Genomic DNA, 23,654 nt, shown 5'->3' on the forward strand with positions numbered 1-23,654 from the left:
CGTCAGTCGGTCTGGCCGTAAGCTTCGATCTCCTCGCGTTCCTGGGAGGTGAGCTCGCGGGGCACCTCACCGCGCACGCTCTTCTCGCGTTGGACACGGTGGCGGATGTCGTCGACGATCTCCGGGTTGGCCAGCGTGGTGATGTCGCCGACGTCGGCGAAGTTGGAGATGGAGGCGATGACCCGGCGCATGATCTTGCCGGAGCGGGTCTTGGGCATGTCGGCGACGGTCCACACGTTCTTCGGCCGGGCGATCTTGCCGATCCGGCTGTCGATCGCGGCGACCACCTTGTCCTCGATGTCCTTGCTGGCCGCGATGCCGGGTTTCAAGGCGATGTACATCTCCACCGCCCGGCCGCGCAGCTCGTCCATGACCGGGACGGCCGCGGCCTCCGCGATCTCCTCGACCGTGAGGGCCGCGGACTCCAGCTCCTTGGTGCCCAGCCGGTGGCCGGCCACGTTGATGACGTCGTCGATGCGGCCCAGGATGCGGAAGTAGCCGTCGGCGCCGAGCGTGGCGCCGTCCCCGGCGAGGTACGGCCAGTCGTGCCAGTCCTTGCTGTCGGTGTCGGCGCAGTACTTGGCGTAGTACAGCTCGACGAACCGTTCCGGCTGGCCCCAGATGGTCTGGAAGATGCCCGGCCACGGGTTACGGATGCAGATGTTTCCGGCCTTTCCGCTGCCTGCTTCGACCACGTTGCGATCCTCGTCGTAGATCACCGGATAGACACCCAGCACCCCCGGTCCGCAACTGCCCGGCTTCATGGGGTGTACGGCCGGCAGCGTGCTGCCGAGGAACCCGCCGTTCTCCGTCTGCCACCAGGTGTCGACGATGACGGCCTGGCCCTTGCCGACGACGTCGTGGTACCAGCGCCAGACGTCAGGCTCGATCGGCTCGCCGACCGTGGTCATGTGCTTGAACCGGTAGTCATACCTGAGCGGCTCGTCAGGGCCGAGCTTGCGCAGCATCCGGATGGCCGTCGGCGCAGTGTGGAAGATCGTGACGCCCAGGCGTTCGGCGATGCGCCATGGGCGTCCCGGATCCGGATATGTCGGCACGCCTTCGTAGATGACACTGGTGGTCCCCAGCGACAGCGGGCCGTACACGATGTAGGAGTGGCCGGTGATCCACCCGATGTCGGCCATGCACCAGTACGTGTCCTCGGGGTGGATGTCCTGGTAGTACTTCGAGGTGCCGGTCACGTAGGCCAGGTAGCCGCCGGTGCTGTGCTGGCAGCCCTTCGGCCGGGCGGTGGTGCCGCTGGTGTACATCAGGAACAGCGGCGCCTCGGCGGGCATGGAGACCGGCTCCACGAGCGAGCCGCGGTAGTCGCCCATGACCTCGTCGACGAAGAAGTCGCGCCCTTCGATCATCGCCGCCTTGGAGGCGTACTGCCCGCGCCGCCGCCGCCAGACGAGCACCTTCTCCACCTCGACGCCCAGCTTGGCCGCGGCCTCCACGGCCTCGTCCGCCTTGGACTTGTGGTCGACCAGCTCACCGTTGCGGTAGTAGCCGTCCATCGTGACCAGGATGTGGCTGCCGGAGTCAGCGACGCGGTCACCGCATGCCGTACCGCTGAACCCGCCGAACACCTCCGAGTGGATCACCCCGAGGCGGGCGCAGGCCAGCATGGAGACGGGCAGCTCAGGCACCATCGGAAGGTGGAAGGTGACCCGGTCGCCGGTCTTGAGGCCGCAGAAGTCACGCAGCAGCGCGGCGAACTCGTTGACCCGCTTGTGCAGCTCCTGGTAGGTGACGGCCTGTGGGTCCTCGGACTCGGGTTCCGGCACCCAGATGAGTGCGGCCTTGTTGCGATCCTTGGCCAGATGCCGGTCCACGCAGTTGTAGGACACGTTGAGCCGGCCGCCGACGAACCACTTCCAGAACGGCGGGTTGCTGGTGTCCAGCGTGGTGTGCCAGTAGGCGTCCCAGTCGAGCAGATCGGCGTATTCCTTGAAGCACTCGGGGAAACGCTCTTCTGCGAACCGGTCGAAGATGGCCGGATCCGCTGCGTTGGCCTGGGCGATGAAGGTCGCCGGGGGCTGGTAATAGTCCTCTTCGCGCCAGTGGACGGCGATCTGGGCTTCCGAGGGATTTTCTGCCGTCATCGCGGAAACCTCCGCTATGTCAAGAGTGTGACCGATCAGCCGCCACGATCCGAGTCGTCAGTCGTCCTCCAGCCAGCCCGCGCAGACGCCGAACTCGTGCAGCGCGGCGCTGATCTCCGCCTGACGGGCGAAGGCAGACGTGTCGGCCAGCGAAAGCGATTCCCAACACAGCCTGTCAGTCAATGCCAGGGCTTGCACGGTCACCGCGGTCAGCGCACTGATCGGTTGTGTCTCGGCCTCGTGCCGCAGCAGGCCTACCGCCCGCGCAGCCGCCTCGCTCGTGGTGGCGGCCCCCAACCGTCCCAAGAGCTGCGACAACTCGCCCGCGAGATACTGCTGTGTCATCTCGGCCGCACCTCCCAGAGTCTGGGAGGTGCACATCGTAACTCCGCCGGCCGATCGACGACTACCTGCGCTCTGGCAGGAATTCGCGTGGTCCTGTCCAGCGTGGGCGAGCCGTCCCTTGTCTTGCCGCCGTGGGCGGGCGGGGCGATCCCGCCGGCCCCCTTCTGGCTGCCTCAGCGGGGCAGGACGGGGTGGCGGCGGGAGGGAGCAGGCAGGAGGCCGGCGTGGTGAAGTTGGTCGCGAGCGGCGGCGATGGCTTCGGGGGTGGTGGCGAAGACCCGGCCCGCCTGGTCGAGATGGGCGATGACGCCAAGGGCGTGCAGGGGCTGATGGTGGCCGTCGCGGATGCCGGAGACATAGACGGTGATGCCGCGGCGTTGCAGGCGGTCGATGGCATCGCCCAGGACCAGGGCGCCGCTGGCGTCGATGGTGGTGACGCGGGACATCCGCAAGATCACCACGGAGACGTCGGCGACCTCCGACAGCTCCAGCAGGAATCGGTGTGCGGCGGCGAAGAACAGCGGCCCGTCCAGCCGGTAGGCGACGATGTGCTCGGCGAGCAGGGCGTGCTCGTCTTCGGTGTGGTCGCCGGGCAGGTCGTGGGCGATCGGCATCTCATCGAGGCGGACGTCACGGGCGACGGCGCGAAGAGCCAGCGCCCCGGCCACGGCCAGGCCGACGATGACGGCCTGGACCAGGTCGAGCGCCAGCGTCGCGATCGCGGTCAGGACCAGGACCACGGCGTCGCCGCGGGTCGAGCGCATCATCGCCTTGATCGAGCCGACCTCCACCATGCGCACCGAGGTGGCCAGCAAAACGCCGGCCAGCGCGGCCAGCGGAATCTTGGCGACCAGGTCGGCGGCGGTGAACACGATGACGGCCAAGATGCCCGCGTGCGCCAGGGCGGCCAGCCGGGAGGAGGCGCCGGAGCGGACGTTGACCGCGGTGCGGGCGATGGCGCCGGTGGCCGGCACCCCGCCGAACAGCGGCGCGACGAGGTTGGCCAGACCCTGTCCGAACAGCTCCCGGTCGGGGTCGTGCCTGTGGTTGACGCTCATGCCGTCGGCCACCGCGGCCGACAGCAGCGATTCCAGCGCGGCCAGGGCGGCGACCGCGATCGCCGGGGCGATCATCGAGCCCAGCGCGCCCACCTCAAGGAAGGCCAGCGACGGTGCGGGCAGCCCGGCAGGCAGGTCGCCGATCCGGGCCACCGGCAGGCCGGCCAGCTCGACGACGAGGGTGGCCACCACGACTGCCAGCAGCGAGAACGGCAGGGTCGGCCGCCAGCGTGCGCCCAGCAGCATCGTCGCCGCCACGGCCAGCGTGACCGCCGGCGCCCACCAGCGTGGATGGGCGAGGAAGTCCTGGACGGCCTGCCAGGACACGCCGATGACCTTGTCCCCCTCCGGGGCCGGCACGCCCAGCGCGGCCGGGATCTGCTGCAGGCCGATCACGCAGGCGATGCCGACGGTGAAGCCCTCCACCACCGGCGCCGGCACCAGCGCCATGTACTTGCCCGCGCGCGCCAGCGCCAGCGCGAGCAGCAGCAGCCCGGCCAGCACGCCGACCGTCAACACCCCCGAAGCGCCATGGGCGTGCATGATCGGCACCAGCACCACCGTCATCGCGCCGGTCGGCCCCGACACCTGCAGGCCGGAGCCGCCGAACAGCGCCGCCAGCGCTCCGGCGACCACCGCGGTGGCCAGCCCGGCTTCGGCGCCCAGACCGGAGGAGATGCCGAAGCCCAGCGCCAGCGGCAACGCCACGATCGCCACCGTGAGCCCGGCCAGCAGATCACGCCGGGGATGGCGGCCCATCGCGGCCAGCTCGCCACGTTCGGGCAGCACAGAACGGAGGCGGGCCCAGGCGGCCGGCAACAGGGAGGTCACGAGGCGCCGGCCTCCGCCTGCATCAGTTCGCTCAGCAGCTCGCTTTGCCCCGACAGCTTGTGCGTCAGCAGTTGGCGGGCCGCGCGCAGCAGCTCGGCCACGTCCCCGCCGGCCAGGGCGTAGACGACGGTGGAGCCGTCGCGGTGCGCGCTGACCATACCCGAACGGCGTAGCACGGCCAGATGCTGCGACAGCCCGGTCGGCTCGACCTCGATGGCCGCCAGCAGGTCCCGCACCGGCTTCGGTCCGTCTTGCAACAGCTCCAGCACCCGGATCCGGACCGGGTGGCCCAGCAGCCGGAACAGCTCCGCCTTGGCCTCGTACAACGGCACCGACATCACAGCCCGCTCCCCCCGGCCGGATCAGCCTCACCTTGCCCGGCCTCGGACGAGCCGATCGTTATGCCGTGCGTGCGCGCCAGCCGTGTCACGTGCTCCCATTCGGCTTCGGCCAAGGCGAGCGCGTCGGCATCATCGCCGTGGCGGGCCGCCTCCAACGCCGCGCTCGCCCGGCGTGCCCGCTGTCTGACCTCCGCAGCGAAAGACCCGCTCACAGCACCCCTGCCCGTCGATCCGTCTCGAAGTCCACTCCATCATGTAATGGATTGCGCACATTCGCAATTCGTGAAGTCGATGGGGCTGTTCCGTCGCCGACAGCGCGACCTTGGCCGGCCTGCGCCGGAGCGACCATGTACGGGGAGTCGACCTCCACCGCTCCTACGCGGCGATCACCGTTGCCGGGCCTGTCGACCAGACAGCTCGCCACCCGGATCGGCGCCGAACGGCCAGGTCGCCAAGGGAGCCATGGAGATCCGTCGTCGCAAGGCACGGTCGCCGGGTCGGCGATGACCGTCACCCATGCGGAGCCGGGACGTGCTCGATGTCGGCACGGCGAAGAATGCCCCCGAGGTTATCCACAGAACCGGATTCCAAAACGCCGCGCTCCGCCCCGCCGACGACAATCTAGGTATGCGATTCGGCGTGCTCGGCCCCACGGAGGTGTTCGGCGTCCCCGTGCGGGGCGCCAGACTCAGCGGCCTGCTCGTGCTCCTGGCGCTGGAGGCGGGCCGGGTCGTGTCGGTCGAGCGCCTGATCGGCGACATCTACGGCCCGGCGGGCACGATCAACGCGCTGCAGTCGCAGGTGTCGCGGCTGCGTGCGGTCGTCGGCGTGCCGCTGGAGCTTGCCGCGGCCGGCTATCGGCTGGTGGTCGATCCGCTGGAGGTCGACGCGCACCTGTTCACCCGCCTGGTCGCCGACGCCAGACGGGTGCCCGGCCCCGCCGACCGGTCGCGGCTGCTGCGCCAGGCGCTCACCCTGTGGCGCGGTCCCGCGCTCGCCGACGTGCTGGACCTGCCGTTCGCGGGGGGCGAGGCGGCCCGGCTGGAGGAGCTGCGGCTCGCGGCGCTGGAGGACAGGCTGGAGGCCGATCTGCTCGAGGGGTCGGTGCCCGTGGGCGAGCTGGTGTCCGAGCTCGGTGGGCTGGTCATGCGTCACCCGTTGCGCGAACGGCTCCGCGGGCAGCACATGCGGGCCCTGGCGGCGGCGGGCCGTGGAGCCGAGGCGCTGGAGGCCTTCGAGGACGCGCGCCGGACGCTGGCCGACCAGCTGGGCGCCGACCCCTCACCGGCGCTGGCGAACCTGCACCTCAGCCTGCTCCGCGACACGCACGCCCCCGGGCAACGCCGGCCCGCGGCCGATCATCCCGAGGCTTGGGTTCCCCGGCCCCCGGCTGCCTCCTTCCCGGATGCCTCACCCGCTGTCGCCACCGGAGCAGCACCCCCGAACGCTTGGGTGACGGCGGCACCCCCCTCGGGCGGGCCCGCCCTCCCCGGCACCTCGGCCCTGCGCCCGCGCGGCCCACGGCCGCAGCGCACCAGCTTCGTCGGCCGCGACAAGGAGGTGCTGCTGGTGCGCGAGCTGCTCGGGGAAAGCCGCCTGGTGACGCTCAGCGGTCCCGGCGGCGCGGGCAAGACGCGGCTCGCGATCGAGGCGGCAGCGGGTCTCGGCGAGGTCTGCTTCGTCGAACTGGCCCCGCTGCGCCCAGGCTCCGACGTCGCGGCGGCCGTGCTCACCGCCCTCGGCCTCCCGCACACCCACACCGAGCCGCCGCGCCCGCTGACCGTCCCCACGATCCAGCCGCCCGCCGACGCGCTGGTGGCCGCTCTCGCCGGCCATGCCGTCACGCTGCTGCTGGACAACTGCGAGCACCTCGTGGAGCCCGCCGCCCTCCTGGCCGACCGGATCCTCGCCGAGTGCCCGGGCGTGCGGATGCTGGTCACCTCCCGCGAGCCGTTCCACATCCCCGGCGAGCAGGTCCTGCCGGTCCCGCCTCTTCCCCGGCCGCTGCACGACCTGCCGCTGGCCGCGGCGCGCGAACATCCGGCCGTGCGGCTGCTGGCCGACCGGGCGGCTGCCGTACGCCACGGGTTCGCCGTCACCGACGCCAACCTGCCCTCCGTGCTGCGCATCTGCCGCGCCCTCGACGGCCTGCCCCTGGCCATCGAGCTGGCCGCGGCGCGGCTGCGCGCGCTCACCCCCGAGCAGGTGGCCGCCCGGCTCGACGACAGGTTCCGCCTGCTGACCGGCGGCAGCCGTACGGCGCTGCCCCGCCATCGCACGTTGCGCGCCGTGGTCGCCTGGAGCTGGGACCTGCTCGACCCGGCCGAACGCGAGCTCGCCGCCCGCCTGTCGGTCTTCGCCTCGGGCGCGACCGTGCACACCGCCGAACGCGTCTGCGGCGGCGACCTCGACCTGCTGACCGCGCTGGTCGACAAGTCGATCCTGCAGGCCGACGGCGGGCGCTTCAGGATGCTGGAAACCGTCCGGGCCTTCTGCGCCGAACGGCTGGCCGAGACGGGCGAGGAGGAGCGGGTACGGCAGGCGCACGCCGAATGCTTCGCCGCCATGGCCGCCGCGGCCGAGCCACAGCTGAGAGGCCCCGACCAGCTGCGTCGCCTGGCGGAGCTCGGCGCCGAACACGACAACCTGCGCGCGGCGCTGCGCTGGACGATCGACACCCGCAGGGTCGAGCCGGCGTTGCGGCTGGTGGCCGACCTGTGGATGTACTGGTGGCTGCGCGGCATCAGGCACGAAGGCGCGGCCGTGTCGGCGGAGGTGCTCGACCTGGTGGGGTCCGAACCACCGCCGAGCCTGGTGGAGGAGTACATCGTCTGCTCACTACAACTGGCCGCGGGCGGCAAGCCGGGCACGCAGGAGCTGCGCCACATCCTGGCCAACGCCGAACGCCTGGCCGGCGGGCTGTCCCAGCCGCCGCGCAACCCCCTCGTGGCCATGGTCAGGCCCTACCCGTCGATCGCCGAGGGCGACTACACCACGATGCTGCCCGCGCTGCTGGCGGCCACCACCGCCTCCGACCCGTGGACCAGGGCCTTCGCCAGGCTGCTGGTCGGCTACCTCCGTCTGGGCGCGGGCGAGGTCGACGCGGGCGAGCGCGAGTTGCGCATGGCGCTCGACACCTTCCGCGTGGCCGGCGACCGGTGGGGAGTGGGCCAGGCGATGCTCCAGTTGTCCGAGCTGGCCGGCTGGCGCGGCGATCACGCGGCGGCCATCGCGACGGCCGGTGAGGCGCTGGAGGTGATCGCGCCCTTCGGCGCCGCGGAGGACACGGCGCTCGTGCTGTCGCGCAGAGGCGCCGAGCTGGCCCGCGCGGGCGACCTGGAGGCCGCGCGGGCCGAGCTGGAGCGGGCCGTCGCGATGGCCGGCCGGCTGGAGGTGTCTGAGGCGGTGGCCGTCGCCACCTACGGACTGGCGGAGGTGGCACGACTGGCAGGCGACGAGGAGCAGGCCGCCACGCTCTACGCCGCCGCGCTCGCCCACTGCGAGGCGCACTGGCTGGGCGCCAACGAGACGCGCGGGCGCATCCTGATCGGGATGGGACGGCTGGAGCGCTCCGGCGCCACGTTACGCGAGGCGCACGACCTGCTCGTCGCGGTGCTCGACCTGCCGGGGGCGTCGGGCGCGATCGAGGCGATGGCCGAGCTGACGCTGCGCGAGGGGGCGGCGGCGCGGGCGGCGTTCCTGCTCGGCGCGGCGGTGTCGCTACGCGGGGTGTGCCTGCCCGACGGGCCTGATGTGGCGCGTACGGCCGCTGACGCGCGCGGCGAGCTCGGCGACGTGGCATTCGACCGGGCGTATCGACGCGGGCGCGAAACGCCTCGCGACCAGATCCCCGACGCGCTGCCCTACTGATCGTCACCCGGAATTGGAACGGCCTGCCCGGCTACGCCCACATGGCCAAGCGCCGCACGCAGGGCAGGAGAGTCGTCGAGAGCGTCTGCCTACCGCCCCTGCCGCAGGTGCCCGCAGCCGATGACACCCGCCGCACCGCGTTGCCGCACCGTGCGTTCCCCGCGGTGTCGGCAGCCACCGTTCCTGTGGCCGCCCGCAGCGCCGCAGTCGTGAATGACCGACGCTGCGAAACCACGCGCGCGCTCGCGCGTGCCGGACCCGATTCATGTGAAACCGGCCCGACGCCACGCCTGCCGATCTCGCAAGCGCCCGAAGCGACGCCGCTCCCACCCCACTCGGGCGCCCCGACCTGACGCTCAAGCGCTCCCAACCGGACGTCCACGCCAGACACGTGAGTGCCGAACCGACTTGTGGGCACCCGACCCGCCACCCGCGCCACACACGTGAGCGTCGGCTTGACGCCCACACGCCGCACTCGTGAGTGCCGAACCAACGTCCGCGCGCGTGAGCTCGCGCGGAGAGTCCGGTCGGCGCTGGCGGGCCGCGTGCAGGCGCGTGCGGGGCGCGCGTGAGCTTGTGCGGAGAGTCCGGTCGGCGCTGGCGGGCCGCGCGCAGGCGCGTGCGGGGCGCGCGTGAGCTTGTGCGGAGAGTCCGGTCGGCGCTGGCGGGCCGCGTGCAGGCGCGTGCGGGGCGCGCGTGAGCTTGTGCGGAGAGTCCGGTCGGCGCTTGCGGGCCGCGCGCGGACAGCGTGCGAGCTCGTGCGGGGCGCATACGCACAGCGTGCGCTCGTATGGGCCCGTGCGGACAGCGTGCGCTCGTGCGGGGCCCGTGCGGGCGGCGTGCGCGCTCGTGCGGGCGGCGTGCGGGCCGCGTGCGCGCCCCGGTCCACCGTTGACGGCATGACACCCTTGAGCAGGACGAGACGCTGGGCGGCTCTGGCCACCCTGTGCCTGACCGTCTCGCTGATCGTGATCGACGGCACCGTGCTGCACCTCGCCATCCCGAGCCTGACCGAGGCGCTGCGGCCGTCCAGCACGCAGGTCCTGTGGATCGCCGACATCTACGGGTTCGTGCTCGGCGGCCTGCTGATCACCGCGGGCAACGCCGGCGACAGGTTCGGCAGGAAACGCGTCCTGCTCATCGGTGTGGCCGTCTTCGGCCTCGCGTCGCTCGCCACGGCCTACGCGCCCACCCCCGAGCTGCTCATCGTGGCCCGAGGGGTCCTGGGGGTGGCCGGGGCGACGATCATGCCCTCGACCCTGTCCATCATCCGCAACATCTTCACCGACCCGCGCGAGCGCACGACCGCGATCGGGCTGTGGAGCTCGGTGACCACGGCTGGCGCGGCGGCGGGGCCGCTGCTGGGCGGGCTGCTGCTCGACCACTTCTGGTGGGGCTCGGTCTTCCTGATCAACGTTCCGGTGATGGTGGTGGTCCTGCTCGTGGCGGCCGTCACGCTGCCGGAGTCACGCAATCCCGACGCGGGCCCCATGGACATGCCGAGCGTGCTGCTGTCCGTCGTCGGCGTGATCGGGCTCATCTACGCCGTGAAGGAGGCGGCGCACGCGGGCCCAGGCCAGACCGCCGTTATCGTCGCCGCCGTCGTCGGGCTGTGCGCGCTGGCGGTCTTCTGGAGACGGCAGACCAGGCTCGCCCATCCACTCATCGACGTGCGCCTGTTCCGTCGCACGGCGTTCTCGGGCGCGGTCGGCGGCGACATGGTGGCGGTGTTCGCGCTGGTCGGCACGTTGTTCTTCCTTTCGCTCCACATGCAGTTCGTGCTCGGCTGGACACCGCTGCGAGCCGGACTCGCCCAGCTGCCCGCGATAGCCGCCTCCACGGTCGCGGCGCTGGTGGCGGGGCGGCTGGCGATGGTGTGGAGCAGGGCGGCGGTGATCTCGCTCGGGCTCGGATTGTCAGCGGCGGGCCTGGCGGTGCTGGTGACGCTGCCCGTCGAATCCGGCTACCCCGTGGTTCTCGGCTCGCTGGTGCTCATCGGCATCGGCGCGGGCCTGTCGTTCACCGTCACCGCTGACACGGTGATCGCCACCGTGCCCAAGGAGCGGGCGGGGTCGGCGTCCGCGATCGCCGAGACCGCCTACGAGCTGGGCGCCGCGCTAGGGATCGCGCTGCTCGGCAGCCTGCTCGGCGGCCTCTACCGCCGGATGCTGCAGCTGCCCGACGGCCTGCCGGAACAGGCGGCCGAGGCGACACGCGACTCGATCGGGGCGGCGCTCCAGGCGGCGGCCGAGCTTCCGGCCCACCTGTCCCGGCAGGTGTTCGCGGCGGCGGCCGAGGCCTTCGTCCACGCCGTCCAGATCACCTCGCTGATCGGCGGCGCGCTGGTCGCGGTCGTGGCGGTGCTGGCGCTGTTCACACTGCGCGGCCTGCCCAGCGTCGTCGACGAGCACCCACTCGACCCATCGGCAACTGTCACACGACAAGGAGCTGACAGATGAGAGCGATTCCCACCGAACGGGGCACGTGCCCGTTCGACCCGCCCGCGGGCATGGCCGATGAGCCGCTCGGCAAGGTGCGGCTGGCCAACGGCGATCATGTCTGGCTGGTGGCAAGGCACGACCTGGTCAGGCAGGTGCTGGCCGACACGCGTTTCAGTTCGGAGATCGAGGGAGGCTTCCTCGGCTCGCCGTTGCGTGCCGTGGAGCCGGACGCGGGCATGTTCATCCAGATGGACCCGCCCCGGCACACCCGCCTGCGGCGGCTGATGACCGGCCGGTTCACCGTGCAGCGCATGAACAAGTTGCGCCCGCGCGTCGAGCAGATCGTCACCGACACGCTCGACGCGCTCGAACGGCGCCCGCGACCGGCCGATCTGGTGGAGCATTTCGCGCTTCCGATCCCCTCGCTGGTGATCTGCGAGCTGCTGGGCGTGCCGTACGCGGAGCGCGAGGAGTTCCGGGAGGCCGGCGCCCGGCTGCTGAGCCTGACCAGCACGGTGGAGGAGCAGGAGGCGACGCTGATGAGGTTCGCCGGCTACCTGGCCGGGCTCATCGACCGCAAGCGCGCCGAGCCCGGTGAGGGCCTGCTCGACGACCTGCTCGACACCGATCTGAGCGACGACGAGCTGATCGGGATCTCGGTGCTGATGCTGGTCGCGGGCCACGAGACCACCGCCAACATGCTGAGCCTCGGCACTCTGCTGCTCCTGCGGCATCCCGGTCAGCTGGCTCTGGTACGGCAGAGCCCGGACGCGGCCAGGACCGCGGTGGACGAGCTGCTGCGCTACCTGTCGATCGTCGACGTCGGCATGTTCCGGCGGGCGAGCGCCGACATGGAGCTCGGCGGGCAGGTGATCCCCGAAGGGGACTTCGTCACCTGCTCGCTCGCCGCCGCCAACCGCGACCCCGCGCTGGTCGACCGGCCCGACGAGCTGGACGTCACCAGGCCCAAGTCACCGCACGTGGCCTTCGGCTTCGGACCGCATCAGTGCCTCGGGCAGAACCTCGCGCGGATGGAGATGGAGATCGCCTACCCGGCGCTGTTCCGTCGTCTACCCGAGCTGCGGCTGGCCGTCCCCCTGGCGGAAGTGCCGTTCAGGAACGACATGGCGATCTACGGCGTCCACCGGTTGGAGGTGGAGTGGTGATCAGGGTGGACCGCGAGCGGTGCGCCTCCTCGGGGCAGTGCGCGCTGTCGGCACCGGAGGCGTTCACGCAGGACGAGGAGGACGGGCGGGTGGTGCTGCTGGACGAGACGGCCACGGGCCCCGCGATAGGGCGAGCCGTAACCGGTTGCCCGACCCAGGCGATCAGATCGGACTGAGCCGAGGCGGTGTCCCCCACGTCGCCCACGCCGCTCACCCCCGGGAGGGGCTGCTGTGGACGGTCAGGGTCCGCCTGAGCAGGTCGCGTGTCTTCCCGGCGAGGGCCGTCGGCCGGGAGCCGCGCCGCAGCCCGCGCGGGTAAGCCCGGAGAAGCGATCAGTCCGCTACCCGCGCTAGGTTGCCTGCGCTGCTGCTCGACCGGCGACCCACGCTCGGTGGCCTGCGCTGACGCCCGACCGGCGACCCACGCTCGGTTACCCGCGCTGACGCCCGACGGGCGACGCGCGCCGGGAAACGGTGCCGGCGGCTGGTCGGCTTCCGGCGCGGGTTCGACCTAGTTCTTGGCGACCGACTGGTAGGTGCACACGTGCACGCCCGCGTCGCTGATGACCGTGGAGGTGAGTTCGAGTGTGCGCAGCGCACCGTCGCTGGGGAAGATCGTCTTACCACCGCCGAGAAGGACCGGCATGATCATGAGGCGGAGCTCGTCCATCAGGTCCTCGCTGAGGAGGGCCCGAACGAGCGACGGGCTGCCCATGATCAGGAGGGAGCCGCCGTCGGTGTCGCGCAGTTCCCTGATGCGGGCGACCGCCTCGCCGCCGGGGATGCGCGTGGTGTTGTTCCACGTCAGTTCGTCGTCGCCGAGCGTCTCGGACACGACGTACTTGGGGATGGCGTTCATCCGGTCGGCGAACGGGTCACCGGCTCGCCCGGGCCACGCCGCGGCCATCGTCTGCCACGTGCGGCGCCCGAACAGCAGCGCATCAGCCTTGGCGAGGGCGTCGTCGAAGGCGCCGCCCACCACGTCCGGGTCGAAGAAGGGGTGCGTCCAGCCGCCGTGGGCGAAGCCGCCGTCGGTGTCCTCCTTGGCGCCGCCGGGGGCCTGCACGACGCCGTCCAGGCTCATGAACTCGGTAGCAACGATACGCATGGGACTCTCTCCTCCGGGATGGTGTCGCTGAGTGTTGGCATCACTGATCTCGTCGCGGCGCGACGATGAAGGTCTTGCTTGGCGTGACCGATTCGAGGTGGTCACGGAAGGCGGGTGGGCGCGCGAGGGCACGTCCCTGGCCTGGCCTCACGTCGGCGGCGGGCACCGGGACGAGCGCATCGCCACGGGTCGGTCGGGACCGGCGGGGTCGGTCACGCGATGACCAGAACCCCGCCGGGAGGCGTTCGTCTCCTTCCGCGCTGTCAGCCGAAGTGCTCGGCCATCCAGGCGTCCCATGCGGCCTGCTCCTCGCGGCCGGCGAAGTTCTGGTGGCCGAGCACCAGGGCGTCGCCGCGGGCCGTACCGGAGTGGATGAAGCGGTACAGACCCGCGTCGGTCCGGACGCCGAGGTTGACGGGCAGGTTCGCGCAGTAGACGACGCCGGCGGAGCCGTCGGGGAGCTGCACGGCGTCGCCCTCGGCGACGTCCGGCGTGACGCCCAGCGACTGGGTGACGATCTTCCAGACGGTGTCCGGGCCGCCCGCTCCAGGGCGGAAGGCGGTCGTGACCGAGGGGGTACGGCCGGCGAAGTAGGTGAGGTACTGCCTGAGGGTCTCCAGGTAGATGGGCCAGCCGGCCTTCATCGCCTCGAACTCGGTCTCCCAGTCGTCGCCGAGCATGCCGCTCTGCACGATGCGGAGCACGGTCGAGCCGCCGCCGCGCCCCTCGATCAGGTACTCGAGCGCCATGAACCGGCCGTCGGGGGCCTCCGCGCCGCGGGTCGCGAGGCGGGTGCCGGGCTCGTAGGCGGTGATCGTGGCCTGTTCGGTGTGGCCCAGCATGGTCAGGTTGGCCGGGCCGCCCTGGGCGGTGCCGAGCTCGGTGCGTCCCATGAACCAGGAGTCGACACCAGGTCCGGTGGCGATCGCGTCCCAGACCTGCTCGGGCGTGGCGCCGAGCTCGACCTCGAGGTTCAGCTCGAACGGGTGCGTCATCGGGCTTCCTTCATGCTGGGGTGGACGGCGACGACGATCCGGTGGTCGCGGCCGTGCTCGGCGGACTGGTCGTGGTACTTGGACACCAGAGCCGTGACGGCCCCGGCGAGCTCTTCGGCGAACGCGGCCCGGTCGGCGGCCGACGCGAAGCGCACCTCGCCGTCGATCGCGAAGGTCGCCACGCGTTTGCGGGCCTGGGCGGCGCCTCGGATGAGCGCCCCCACGTCACGGACCAGCCGGGCCGCGACGGCCAGCAACCAGCTCGCCGACAGCTGGTCGGGAGAGCGGGCCGGGTCGGGCTGGACCGACGCCAGCGCGGCCGGGGAGATCACGTAGGACGCCGCGGTGGCGCGCATGATGCGCTCGTTGACGTTGCCCTTGCGCCGCTCCTCGATCATCTCGACGAGCCCGTGCGACTCGAGCGTCTTGAGGTGGTAGTTGACCTTCTGCCGGGGCAAGCCGATCTTGGCGGCCAGCATGGTCGCGGAGCCGGGCTCGCTCAGCTCCGCGAGCAGCCGGGTTCTGATGGGGTCCAGTGAGATCTCGGCGGCGGCCGGGTCCTCGATCACAGCGACATCCTGCATGACTGCAGACTATGTCCGACTAATTTTCTTGTCAAGACAGTGAGATTTGCCCGAAGCGACACTCCGCCGAGTGCCGTCCCCAGGGGACAGGCCCCTTGGAGGTGTGGCAGACGTACCTCTCCCGCCTGGGCCGGCCCGGCTCCTGTTCGGGCGGATCGGCCGACGCGGCGTGGAGCTGCGGGCGATGGCGCTGATCTGTACGGTCACCGTCCTTGCTGGAGGTCCGTCGGTGCCCGCGCCGCCTTCAGAACATGAACGGGACCGACGCACGCTGCCCACGTCCGCAGCTCTGCGGACGTGCGCGCAGGAGCGGCCCGCGCGATCGGCGGGCCGCTCCTGCAGATGTCCTCGTCGGCACAAGGGTGTTCCAGCGTTGGCAAGGACGGGTTCCCGGCTCTCGCTGTGCCTTGGCGGGGCCGGGAACCCCGGTTCGGGATTCCGGTCTGCGGTTCGGGTTCCCGGTCCCTGGCTCGGGATCCCCTGTCACTCGTTCGGGATCCCGGTTCAGGACGAGATGCAGAACAGATGTCCCTCGGGGTCGGCCAGCACCACCCAGTCACCGCCGCCGGGCTGGAAGGCGGGCTTGGTGGCGCCCAGGTCGAGCAGTTCCTTCTCGGCGGCGTCGAGGTCGGCCACCTTGAGGTCGAGATGCATCTGCTTGGTGCCGCCCGGCCACGCCGGGGCCTGGTAGTCCTCGGTCCGCGGGAAGGCCAGCTGGACGGCGCCCGCGTCGAGCGCGGCGTAGTCGTCGTCGCTGTGGGTGACCTGGCCGCCGAGCACGGTGCGATAGAACTCGGCCAACGCGGCAGGGCGGAGTGAGTCGAAGACGATGGTGGAGATTTCCGCGAGTGCGGCGGTGTTCGTTGCCATGGGTCCAGGCTGCTCGGCGCCCAGGGGCGGGGTCTTGAACATCCTTGCGCGCTGACCTGGCTCCTCGAGGTTCTGCCGACATATCGCGATGTGCACCCGTCGTCTTCGCCTTGGGTGCGGCCGAGATGATGGGCGGAGGTGCATCTCCGGCAGGGAGGCATGCGTATGGCTCAAGCTGGGAAGACATCCGCCCGCCTGAAGACCGGCGGGACCCCGTCGCCGGGCGGGGAAGGCCACCCCCCAGAAGCCGGCGAGGCCCGCCACCGGACGCGGAGGGAAGGCGGACCCCAGAGTGCCGGCGGGACCAGTCCCTTCGGCCCGGAACGGCGTTGGGCACGTGCCTGGCCGGGAGGACAGCGGGCGGGCCTTCGCCCGGAAATGTCAGTGGTGGCGCGTACCGTACGCATCATGCGTTCCAACCGTCGTCTCGGCATCGGACCAGGCTTCACCGTCGATGCCGTGACCTGCGCCGACGACCATCGCGGCTGGTCGCAGGTCGAGGTCCACGACGACTACCGGCTGGTGCTGGTCCGCAGCGGCAGGTTCGGGCGGATGGCCGGCGGGGTCGCGGCGCTCGCGGATCCGACGATGGCCTATCTGGGTGTTCCCGGCGAGGAGGAGCGGTTCTCCCATCCCTCCGGCGGCGACGTGTGCACCGCACTCAGTCTCTCCCCCACCCTCTGGCGTTCGATGACCGGCGAGGGGGCGGGACGGCTGCGCCCGACCGTCTACGTGGACGCCCGGGTCGAGCTGGCGCACCGCGCCTTCCTTCGCGCGGCCAAGAGCGGTGACGCGGGCTACGCGCTCGCCGAGGGGCTGCTGGGCCTGCTGGGCGCGGCTCTCAGGCAGGCATCGGCCGACCTCGGTCCGCCCGCTGCGATGGCCGCGCCTCGCTCGTCGAAGGCGCGTGGGCGGCTGGTCTCGGCGGCTCGCGAGGCGATCATCGCAGACCATCCCGCCGCCCAGGGGCTCATCTCGCTGGCCGAGTTCCTCGGCGCCTCGCCGTACCAGCTGAGCAGGGCCTTCACCCGGGAAATGGGCGTCTCTCTGACGCACTACCGCAACAGGGTGCGGGTGGGGCGGGCACTCGAGCGGCTGGAGAACGGCGCGGCGGGCCTGGCCGAGCTGGCCGCCGAGCTGGGTTTCGCCGACCAGGCGCACCTGACCCGCACCGTTCGCAGCCACCTCGGCCACACGCCCACGGCACTGCGGCGCCTGCTGTCCGGAGGGGCCCGCCAGTGATCGTTGACGAGACCGCTGTCGTGGCCGCGCCCGTCGAGCGGGTGTGGCGGGCGTTCACCGACCACATCGATCGGGCCGAGTGGTGGGACTACCTGTTCATCGAGCCTGTCCCCGGTGGTTCGCTGGAGGAGCGCTGGACCGATGAGCACGGCGAGCCGGTGGTGACCCGGGGGCTGGTGACGCGTGCGGCAGCGCCTGAGGTGCTGGCGTTCAGCTGGTCCGACGAGGGACAGCCCGCCTCGACCGATGTGGAGATCGTTCTCATGGCGCGTGGTTCCGGCACGGAGGTGCGGATCAGGGAGACAGGGTGGGAGGGCCTTCCCGACGGGGTCGCGATGGCGGCCGACCATCGGGCGGGGTGGCGGGTTCACCTGGCCAATCTGCGCCGCCACGTCGAGTCGTGACCGTCCGGGGGGCTGACGTGTCCGCGCTGGCGCCCACCGGCTGCCGCCGAACCAGCAGGCTCCCCCCACCGGGTACACCGTCCCGTAAACCCATTCGACCCATTCGCGCCGATCCACCCCGGTCCGGCGGCCCACGGGCGGGCGCCCGCAAGCAGCCTCGTCACCCGCCGCGCGGAGCTCCTCAGGAGTGCTGGAAGACCAGGGCCAGCACCTCGGCGAGCCTGGCCTTGATCGCGGCGGCGTGCCTGAGCGGCACCGGCCGCGCGCCGCGGCTCGTCCGGACGCCGAGGTCGGCCAGGATGTAGAGCGTCCGCAGGGTGCGCATGCCGTTGGAGGCGTACACCGGTGTGGGCCCCGAGCCGATCGCCGCGAAGTCGGCCTCGATCGGGTCCAGCCAGGCCAGCGACTGCTCCTCGCTGAGGTCGCGACGGGTCAGGACGCGGGCGACGGCCTGCGCGAGGCGGTCGTCCTCCTGCTCGGCGAACAGGTAACCGGTGCGGGCCAGCAGCCGGGCGGCGGCCAGATCGAGCATGGCGGCCGGGTCGACGCGGGGATGCACGCCGAAGGTTCCCAGCAGGTCGGCCCCGTGGGCCACGGCGTGCAGCCAGCCCAGTCGCGGGTCGTGACCGCGCAGGTCGGCCTCGGCCGCGTACCAGCGGGCGAAGGCTGCCAGCCACTCCGGGTCGAAGTCGCCACGCTTGACGATCATGTCGAGGACGAGCGGGGCGAAGGTCCTGGCCTGGATCTCCGGGTCCGCGAACCGCTCCGCCATCACCGCGCCGAGCTTGGCCCGGCGCCCGGCATCGATCACGTCCCGCTCGATCCACGTGCGCACCACCACGTACGGCTCGCCGTCCCGGATGCCGGGGTCGGGGTCGCGCAACGCCAGGGCCAGCTCCTCCACCAGCTCGTCGAGGGGACGGTCGCCGGGGACGGCGCAGTCGTCGGCGTGGACGGCCTTCCAGTCGGTCATCCCGGCATTGTGCCGGAAACGGACGGCAGGGATGGAACCGTCCTGGCCAGACGCGCCTGCACGTCGTCTTCGCCGCCGCGGAACGGCCGTTTGTCCGGGAGATCCGCGGGTCCTGGCCGGGCACGCTGATCGCCAACCCGCTGCGACCCTGTCCCGACCCGACCCGGTCCGACCCGGCCCGGTCCGGTCCGCTGCCCGCTGCTCTCGCGGATGGAGGGCGGAGGACGGCGGACTTACGGCGGCAGACGGAGGGCGGAGCCGGCCTCGTCTCCCTTGGGCCGGCCTTCCTCGCTGACTCGGAACCGGTCGAACGGCTGCGCCCCGGTGCGCGTGGCTGGCCGGTGACGGGTTGTGCGCCTACGGTGGAAGAGAAGGGCACCGACCACCCTGGCGGCGCTGTGATGGCGGGGGGTGCGAGCCGTATGGACGTTCGTCTCGTACACGATGACAAGGTCGAGGAGCGCTCCGTCGACGAACTGCCGGCGCTGCTCGACGGCGAGGACGGCCTGGTCTGGGTGGACATGCCGGTGTGCGACCAGGACGCGGTGCGGGTGCTGTCGGAGGTGTTCGGGTTCCACGCGATGGCCGTCAAGGAGTGCGTGGAGCGCAACCGGGTGCCCAAGGTGCATGCCTACCTGGACCACGTGTTCGTCGTCCTGCACTCGCCCGAACGCGGCGCGGCCGGCCACGTGCACTACATCGAGCTCGACCAGTTCGTGGGCCGCAACTACCTGGTGACCGTGCACGGCCCGGTCAACCCGGCCGTCGCGCCCGGGGTCCCCCTCCGCGAGACCGGCGCCGTGCTCGCCAGGCTGCAGGCGGGGCGGGTCCATCCGGCCACGCCCATGGAGCTGTCGTACGCGATCGTCTCCGCGCTGATCCGCTTCCAGGAGGCGTACGTCGAGGAGGTGACCGTCGACGTGTGGCAGCTGGAGCAGCGGGTCACGGGCCAGCGCGTGGGCGATCCCGAGGAGTTCCTCAACGAGCTGTTCCGCGCCCGGCACGGGTTGCTGGCCGTACGCACCATGGCGGCGCTGGGCGAGGCGATCTACGGACGGATGTCGAACCTCACCCGTATCTCACCCGAGGGGCAGCGGCTGGTGGTCGACATCACCGACCAGTTCGACCGGATGCGCAGCCTCGCCGACGGCGAGCGCGAGTACCTGCAGGGGGTGATCGAGTTCTACCAGACCACCCTCACCATCAAGGCCGCGCTGGTCGGCCAGGCCCAGAACGCCGAGGTCAAGCTGCTGACCGAGGCGAGCTACACGCAGAACGAGGAGATCAAGAAGATTTCCGCGTGGGCGGCGATCTTCTTCGCTCCCACGCTGGTCGGCACCGTGTACGGCATGAACTTCGCCCATATGCCGGAGCTGCACCTGGTCTTCGGCTATCCGCTGGCGCTGGTCACGATGGTGCTGGCGTCCGCCGTGCTCTACCTCGTCTTCAAACGGCGGGGCTGGCTCTGACGGGACCGCGCGCGAGCGGGAGCGCGACGGCCCTTCCGACCCGGCGCTCGACCGGGTCGACCGGATCGTCCGGGTGGACGCGCGGGCCGTCGTGTGGGTCGACCGGCCAGTCCGGGTCGACCGGGTAGGGCGGGTCAACCAGGGCGGGTCAACCAGGTAGGGCGGGTCGACCGGGCAGTGCGGGTCGACCGCGGCCTGCGGGTCGGCGGCCGTGTCAGGTTCTGATGCGGCGAGGTCCTGCTCGAGGGCGCACATCAGGCCGCTCCGGCGGCGGCGAGGGCGGCCGTCGTCCCGGCGGGGTCGACGACGACGCCGGTGACGCCGAGGTCGCGGATCATGCCCCGCAGGGCGGGTTCGCTGAGCCGTACCCATGGCTGGCGGGTGCCGAGCACCTGCGCCAGGCGGAGCGGGGACGAGAACGCCACCGCGGTCCTGCTGCCCGACGCGGTGCGGAACAACCTCAGCGAGGCGCTGAACCGGCCCTGTCGGACCGGGACGCATAGCGGCACATCTGACATCTTCGGCTTCTTTCACCGGGGGATTCGTCCGCATGTGACGCTAGGGGCTGCGGGTGCGCCGGGCGGCGATCGCTACGGGATCGCGACGGGAACGGCCGGAACGCTGACGCGCGGTTGACGCCGACGCCGCCCCGGCGGCCGCCCGGAGGGTCAGCCCACGTGGACGACGGGACGGCGGGCGGTCTCGGGCTCGGCCTGCCGCAGGACCTCACGGGTGAGCGGCGGGATGTCGCCGCCGCCGAAGACCAGGTAGCGCAGCAGCGCACCGATGGGGTTGCCCTCCGCCGCCCAGTGGAAGTAGACGTGTGGCGTCTTGCCGGTCTCGTCGCGCAGGTACAGCAGGAGCGCGGCGATCGAGTTGGCGATGGTGGTGCTCTCCATCCGCAGCACGCGGAAGCCGTGGCGTTCCTCCCCCACCACGCGCAGCTCGCTCTCGAACTCCGAGGCGTCGGGGACGGTGACCTCCAGGAACAGCGGACCCTCGGCCGTGCGGAGCCGGTGCAGTTCCCAGGCTTCCCTGGTCTTGTCGACGTACTCGGCGCAGTCGCGCGCGTTGGGCTCGTTGGCGATCAGGCGGATGTCGCCGGCCTCGTTGATGTAGCGGCGGGCCAGGTCGTCCAGCGTGATGCTGGTGACCCGCAGCTCCGTCGAGCGCGTGGCGCGGGAGATGAGCGAGGTCACCACGATCGCCAGGACGAACAGCAGCGCGATCACCAGGCCGTCGGGCCGTTCGATGATGTTGGCCACGGTGGCGTAGGCGAAGACCAGGGCGACGACGCCGAACAGGATGGCCGGCCTGGTGCGGCCCATGACCCAGGCCGACAGGGTGACGGCGACGGCGGCGGACAGGATCAGCGCCAGGACGCCGGTGGCGTAGGCGCCGCCCTGCGACTCCACGTCGGCGCCGAACGACACCGTGATGACGAAGGAGATGGCGGTGAAGACCAGGACCATCGGCCGGGCGGCCCTGGACCAGTTCGGCGCCATGCCGTAGCGGGGCAGGTAGCGCGGCACGATGTTCAGCAGCCCCGCCATGGCGGACGCGCCGGCGAACCACAGGATCGCGATCGTGCTGATGTCATAGGCGGTGCCGAACCAGTCGCCCAGGTATTCGTGCGCCAGGTAGGCGAGCGCCCGCCCGTTGGCGCTGCCGCCCTCGGCGAACTCCTCGGCCGGGATCAGCACGGTGGTGGCGAAGCTGGAGGTGATCAGGAAGCCGCTCATGATGATCGCGGCGGTGGTGAGCAGCTTCTTGGCGCCCGCGATCCGGTGGCGGAGGTCACCCTTGACCAGCGGCATGACGGCCACGCCCGTCTCGAAGCCGGACAGGCCGAGCGCGAGTTTCGGCATGACGTACAGCGACACGGCGATCATCGCGACCGGGCTGGAGTACTCGACCGTCAGCGCCCGCTGCCAGTCGGCGACCAGGTCCGGGGAGGCCAGGACGCGCTGGAGGGCCACGGCGACGACGACGACGTTCAGCGACAGGTAGACGGCGACCAGCACGACGGCGATCGAGATGGCCTCGCTGAAGCCGATCAGGAAGACCCCGCCGAGCGCGGCGATGAGCGCCAGCGTGACCGGCACCTGCCAGTCGGAGAAGAACTCCGGCACGAACGGGTTGTGCAGCACGTGCGCGGTGGCGTCGGCCGCCGACAGGGTGATGGTCACGATGAAGGCGGTGGCGACGAAGCCGAGCAGGAACAGCACCAGGAGTTTGCCGCGCCAGCCGGGCAGCAGGTTCTCCAGCATCGACAGCGAGCCCAGCCCGTGCGGGCTCTGTTCGGCCACGGCGCGATACGTGGGCAGGGCTCCCGCCAAAGTCAGGGCGACCAGCAGCAGGGTGGCGATGGGGCTGAGCGTTCCGGCGGCCAGCGCGGCGATGCCGGGTTGGTAGCCGAGCGTGGAGAAGTAGTCCACGCCGGTCAGGCACATCACCTGCCACCAGGCGTGCTGGTGGCCGGGGCTCTCCTCGTGATGAGGGCCCGTCGTCCTGGGGTCGGAGCGTGGCAGCCCGTGCAGCAGCCACTGACGTAGTCCGGACTCGGTCCGTACCGGGGCCGAAACGTTCACCCCGATCCACCCCCTGGTGCGATGTATGCGTAAAAGATCCGTATAGGGCCGTATTCATCGTGCACCATACGGCGTTGACCACGACGAATGGGCCGCTGACCACGGATCTTGACGTTTTTCATACGCCTGTGACGGGCCGTCCCGATCTAGCCTCGAAGCGGAAGGGACACCACCATGGACATCACCATCGTGCTCGGCGTCGTCGCGTTACTCCTCTTCCTGGCCCTCGCCACCGGGGTGAGGGTGGTCAACCAGGTCGAACGCGGCATCGTCTTCCGGTTCGGCAGGGCGCAGCGGCGCGTACGCCAGCCGGGGCTCAGGCTTCTCATCCCGATCGTCGACCAGATGAAGAAGGTCAACGTCCAGATCGTCACCATGCCGATCCCGACGCAGGAGGGCATCACCCGCGACAACGTCTCCGTCCGGGTGGACGCCGTCGTCTACTTCCGCGTCCAGGACCCCATGCGCGCCGCGATCGAGGTCCAGAACTACCTGTTCGCCATCGAGCAGGTGGCCCAGACCTCCCTGCGCTCGGTCATCGGCAAGAGCGAGCTCGACGACCTGCTGTCCAACCGCGAGGAACTGCACCGCGGCCTGGCCCTGATGATCGACAGCCCGGCGCTGGGCTGGGGCATCCACATCGACCGGGTGGAGATCAAGGACGTGCAGTTGCCGGAGGCCATGAAGCGTTCGATGTCACGCCAGGCCGAGGCCGAGCGGGAGCGCCGGGCCCGGGTCATCGTGGCCGACGGCGAACTGCAGGCGGCGCAGAAGCTGGCCGACGCCTCCGGGATCATGGCGCAGACGCCAGGCGCGCTGCAGCTCCGCCTGCTGCAGACGGTGGTCGAGGTGGCGGCGGAGAAGAACTCCACCCTGGTGATGCCGCTGCCGGTGGAGTTGCTGCGCTTCTTCGACCGTGCCACCCAGGACGCGGCGGGCGGCCAGGCGGCCGCCACCGGCGTGCCCCCGCAGGAGCCGGACGGCGCCGCCCGGCCGGAGCTGCCGCCGTCCGGCGCCGGCGAGGAGCCCGCCCGCGCCGCCCTCCAGCGGACCGACGCGGAGTCGGCCGCCCTCCAGCGGACCGACGGGGGGCTCGCCGTGCCTCAACCGGCCGGTGTGGAGCCTGCGGTCCTCCAGCGGCCCGACGGAAGGCCTGCCGCCCTTCAGCAGGCCGGTGACCGCGCATCCGCCGGCCTGTTGAAGGACGGCGACGGGAGCGCACCGCTCTGACGGCCGGCTCTCCCCGCGCCTTGCTGAC

Annotated in this window: 19 protein-coding genes; 8 read left to right on the top strand and 11 right to left on the bottom strand. The window is 71.5% G+C overall.

The window, feature by feature from the left end:
• Positions 1–2: 2 nt before the first annotated feature.
• The 4 genes from acs to ACWDLG_RS21685 all read right to left on the bottom strand — a co-directional run bounded on the left by acs (position 3) and on the right by ACWDLG_RS21685 (position 4,680).
• Complete coding sequence (acs, locus tag ACWDLG_RS21670) at positions 3–2,108, bottom strand: acetate--CoA ligase (protein ID WP_449922432.1); 2,106 nt, start codon at positions 2,106–2,108, stop codon at positions 3–5.
• Between the two features lie 57 nt (positions 2,109–2,165).
• Complete coding sequence (locus ACWDLG_RS21675) at positions 2,166–2,453, bottom strand: hypothetical protein (RefSeq protein WP_449922434.1); 288 nt, start codon at positions 2,451–2,453, stop codon at positions 2,166–2,168.
• Between the two features lie 173 nt (positions 2,454–2,626).
• Positions 2,627–4,270 (bottom strand): SulP family inorganic anion transporter, encoded by a 1,644-nt coding sequence (locus tag ACWDLG_RS21680; RefSeq protein ID WP_449922822.1) that lies wholly within the window; start codon positions 4,268–4,270, stop codon positions 2,627–2,629.
• A gap of 68 nt (positions 4,271–4,338) precedes the next feature.
• Positions 4,339–4,680: an ArsR/SmtB family transcription factor gene (locus ACWDLG_RS21685; RefSeq protein ID WP_449922436.1), complete on the bottom strand. Its 342-nt coding sequence runs from the start codon at positions 4,678–4,680 to the stop codon at positions 4,339–4,341.
• 630 nt (positions 4,681–5,310) lie between these two features.
• Here ACWDLG_RS21685 and ACWDLG_RS21690 point away from each other — a divergent pair.
• The 4 genes from ACWDLG_RS21690 (at position 5,311) to ACWDLG_RS21705 (ending at position 12,336) form a co-directional block, all read left to right on the top strand.
• Positions 5,311–8,553, top strand: a complete 3,243-nt coding sequence (locus ACWDLG_RS21690; RefSeq protein ID WP_449922438.1) for an AfsR/SARP family transcriptional regulator — start codon at positions 5,311–5,313, stop codon at positions 8,551–8,553.
• An 899-nt stretch (positions 8,554–9,452) separates the two neighbouring features.
• The gene (locus ACWDLG_RS21695; RefSeq protein WP_449922440.1) at positions 9,453–11,012 is read left to right on the top strand and encodes an MFS transporter; all 1,560 of its coding nucleotides are present in this window, start codon (positions 9,453–9,455) and stop codon (positions 11,010–11,012) included.
• Positions 11,009–12,160 (top strand): cytochrome P450, encoded by a 1,152-nt coding sequence (locus ACWDLG_RS21700; protein WP_449922442.1) that lies wholly within the window; start codon positions 11,009–11,011, stop codon positions 12,158–12,160. Before ACWDLG_RS21695 ends, ACWDLG_RS21700 begins: the two co-directional genes overlap by 4 nt.
• Positions 12,157–12,336, top strand: coding sequence for a ferredoxin (locus ACWDLG_RS21705; RefSeq protein ID WP_449922443.1), 180 nt, complete (start codon positions 12,157–12,159; stop codon positions 12,334–12,336). The genes ACWDLG_RS21700 and ACWDLG_RS21705 overlap by 4 nt, the downstream gene beginning before the upstream one ends.
• Before the next feature lie 335 nt (positions 12,337–12,671).
• Here ACWDLG_RS21705 and ACWDLG_RS21710 read toward each other — a convergent pair whose 3' ends face one another.
• The 4 genes from ACWDLG_RS21710 to ACWDLG_RS21725 form a co-directional block, all read right to left on the bottom strand.
• Complete coding sequence (locus tag ACWDLG_RS21710) at positions 12,672–13,268, bottom strand: dihydrofolate reductase family protein (RefSeq protein ID WP_449922445.1); 597 nt, start codon at positions 13,266–13,268, stop codon at positions 12,672–12,674.
• A gap of 263 nt (positions 13,269–13,531) precedes the next feature.
• Entirely contained in the window at positions 13,532–14,263 is a 732-nt protein-coding gene (locus tag ACWDLG_RS21715; RefSeq protein WP_449922446.1) for an SRPBCC family protein, read from the bottom strand.
• The gene (locus tag ACWDLG_RS21720) at positions 14,260–14,847 is read right to left on the bottom strand and encodes an ArsR/SmtB family transcription factor (protein WP_449922448.1); all 588 of its coding nucleotides are present in this window, start codon (positions 14,845–14,847) and stop codon (positions 14,260–14,262) included. The genes ACWDLG_RS21715 and ACWDLG_RS21720 overlap by 4 nt, the downstream gene beginning before the upstream one ends.
• Positions 14,848–15,351: 504 nt before the next feature.
• Positions 15,352–15,717, bottom strand: a complete 366-nt coding sequence (locus ACWDLG_RS21725; protein WP_449922449.1) for a VOC family protein — start codon at positions 15,715–15,717, stop codon at positions 15,352–15,354.
• Positions 15,718–16,125: 408 nt separating this feature from the next.
• Between ACWDLG_RS21725 and ACWDLG_RS21730 the strand changes: the two genes are divergently transcribed.
• The gene (locus ACWDLG_RS21730) at positions 16,126–16,959 is read left to right on the top strand and encodes a helix-turn-helix domain-containing protein (protein WP_449922451.1); all 834 of its coding nucleotides are present in this window, start codon (positions 16,126–16,128) and stop codon (positions 16,957–16,959) included.
• Positions 16,956–17,363 carry an SRPBCC family protein gene (locus ACWDLG_RS21735; protein WP_354922994.1) on the top strand — a complete coding sequence of 136 codons (408 nt, stop codon included), beginning with the start codon at positions 16,956–16,958 and terminating at the stop codon, positions 17,361–17,363. The genes ACWDLG_RS21730 and ACWDLG_RS21735 overlap by 4 nt, the downstream gene beginning before the upstream one ends.
• Before the next feature lie 181 nt (positions 17,364–17,544).
• Here the strand turns inward: ACWDLG_RS21735 and ACWDLG_RS21740 are convergent, their stop codons facing one another.
• Positions 17,545–18,336, bottom strand: a complete 792-nt coding sequence (locus ACWDLG_RS21740; protein WP_449922453.1) for a DUF2785 domain-containing protein — start codon at positions 18,334–18,336, stop codon at positions 17,545–17,547.
• 422 nt (positions 18,337–18,758) lie between these two features.
• Between ACWDLG_RS21740 and ACWDLG_RS21745 the strand changes: the two genes are divergently transcribed.
• Entirely contained in the window at positions 18,759–19,805 is a 1,047-nt protein-coding gene (locus tag ACWDLG_RS21745) for a magnesium transporter CorA family protein (RefSeq protein ID WP_449922455.1), read from the top strand.
• 254 nt (positions 19,806–20,059) lie between these two features.
• On the opposite strand, the gene ACWDLG_RS21750 is transcribed toward ACWDLG_RS21745, so the two are convergent.
• Positions 20,060–20,323: an SAV_915 family protein gene (locus ACWDLG_RS21750; protein WP_449922456.1), complete on the bottom strand. Its 264-nt coding sequence runs from the start codon at positions 20,321–20,323 to the stop codon at positions 20,060–20,062.
• 150 nt (positions 20,324–20,473) lie between these two features.
• Positions 20,474–22,396 carry an amino acid transporter gene (locus tag ACWDLG_RS21755; protein ID WP_449922458.1) on the bottom strand — a complete coding sequence of 641 codons (1,923 nt, stop codon included), beginning with the start codon at positions 22,394–22,396 and terminating at the stop codon, positions 20,474–20,476.
• Between the two features lie 174 nt (positions 22,397–22,570).
• On the opposite strand from ACWDLG_RS21755, the gene ACWDLG_RS21760 reads away from it, so the two are divergent.
• Complete coding sequence (locus ACWDLG_RS21760) at positions 22,571–23,626, top strand: slipin family protein (RefSeq protein ID WP_449922459.1); 1,056 nt, start codon at positions 22,571–22,573, stop codon at positions 23,624–23,626.
• Positions 23,627–23,654: the final 28 nt, after the last annotated feature.

Source organism: Nonomuraea sp. NPDC003727 (assembly GCF_053586935.1).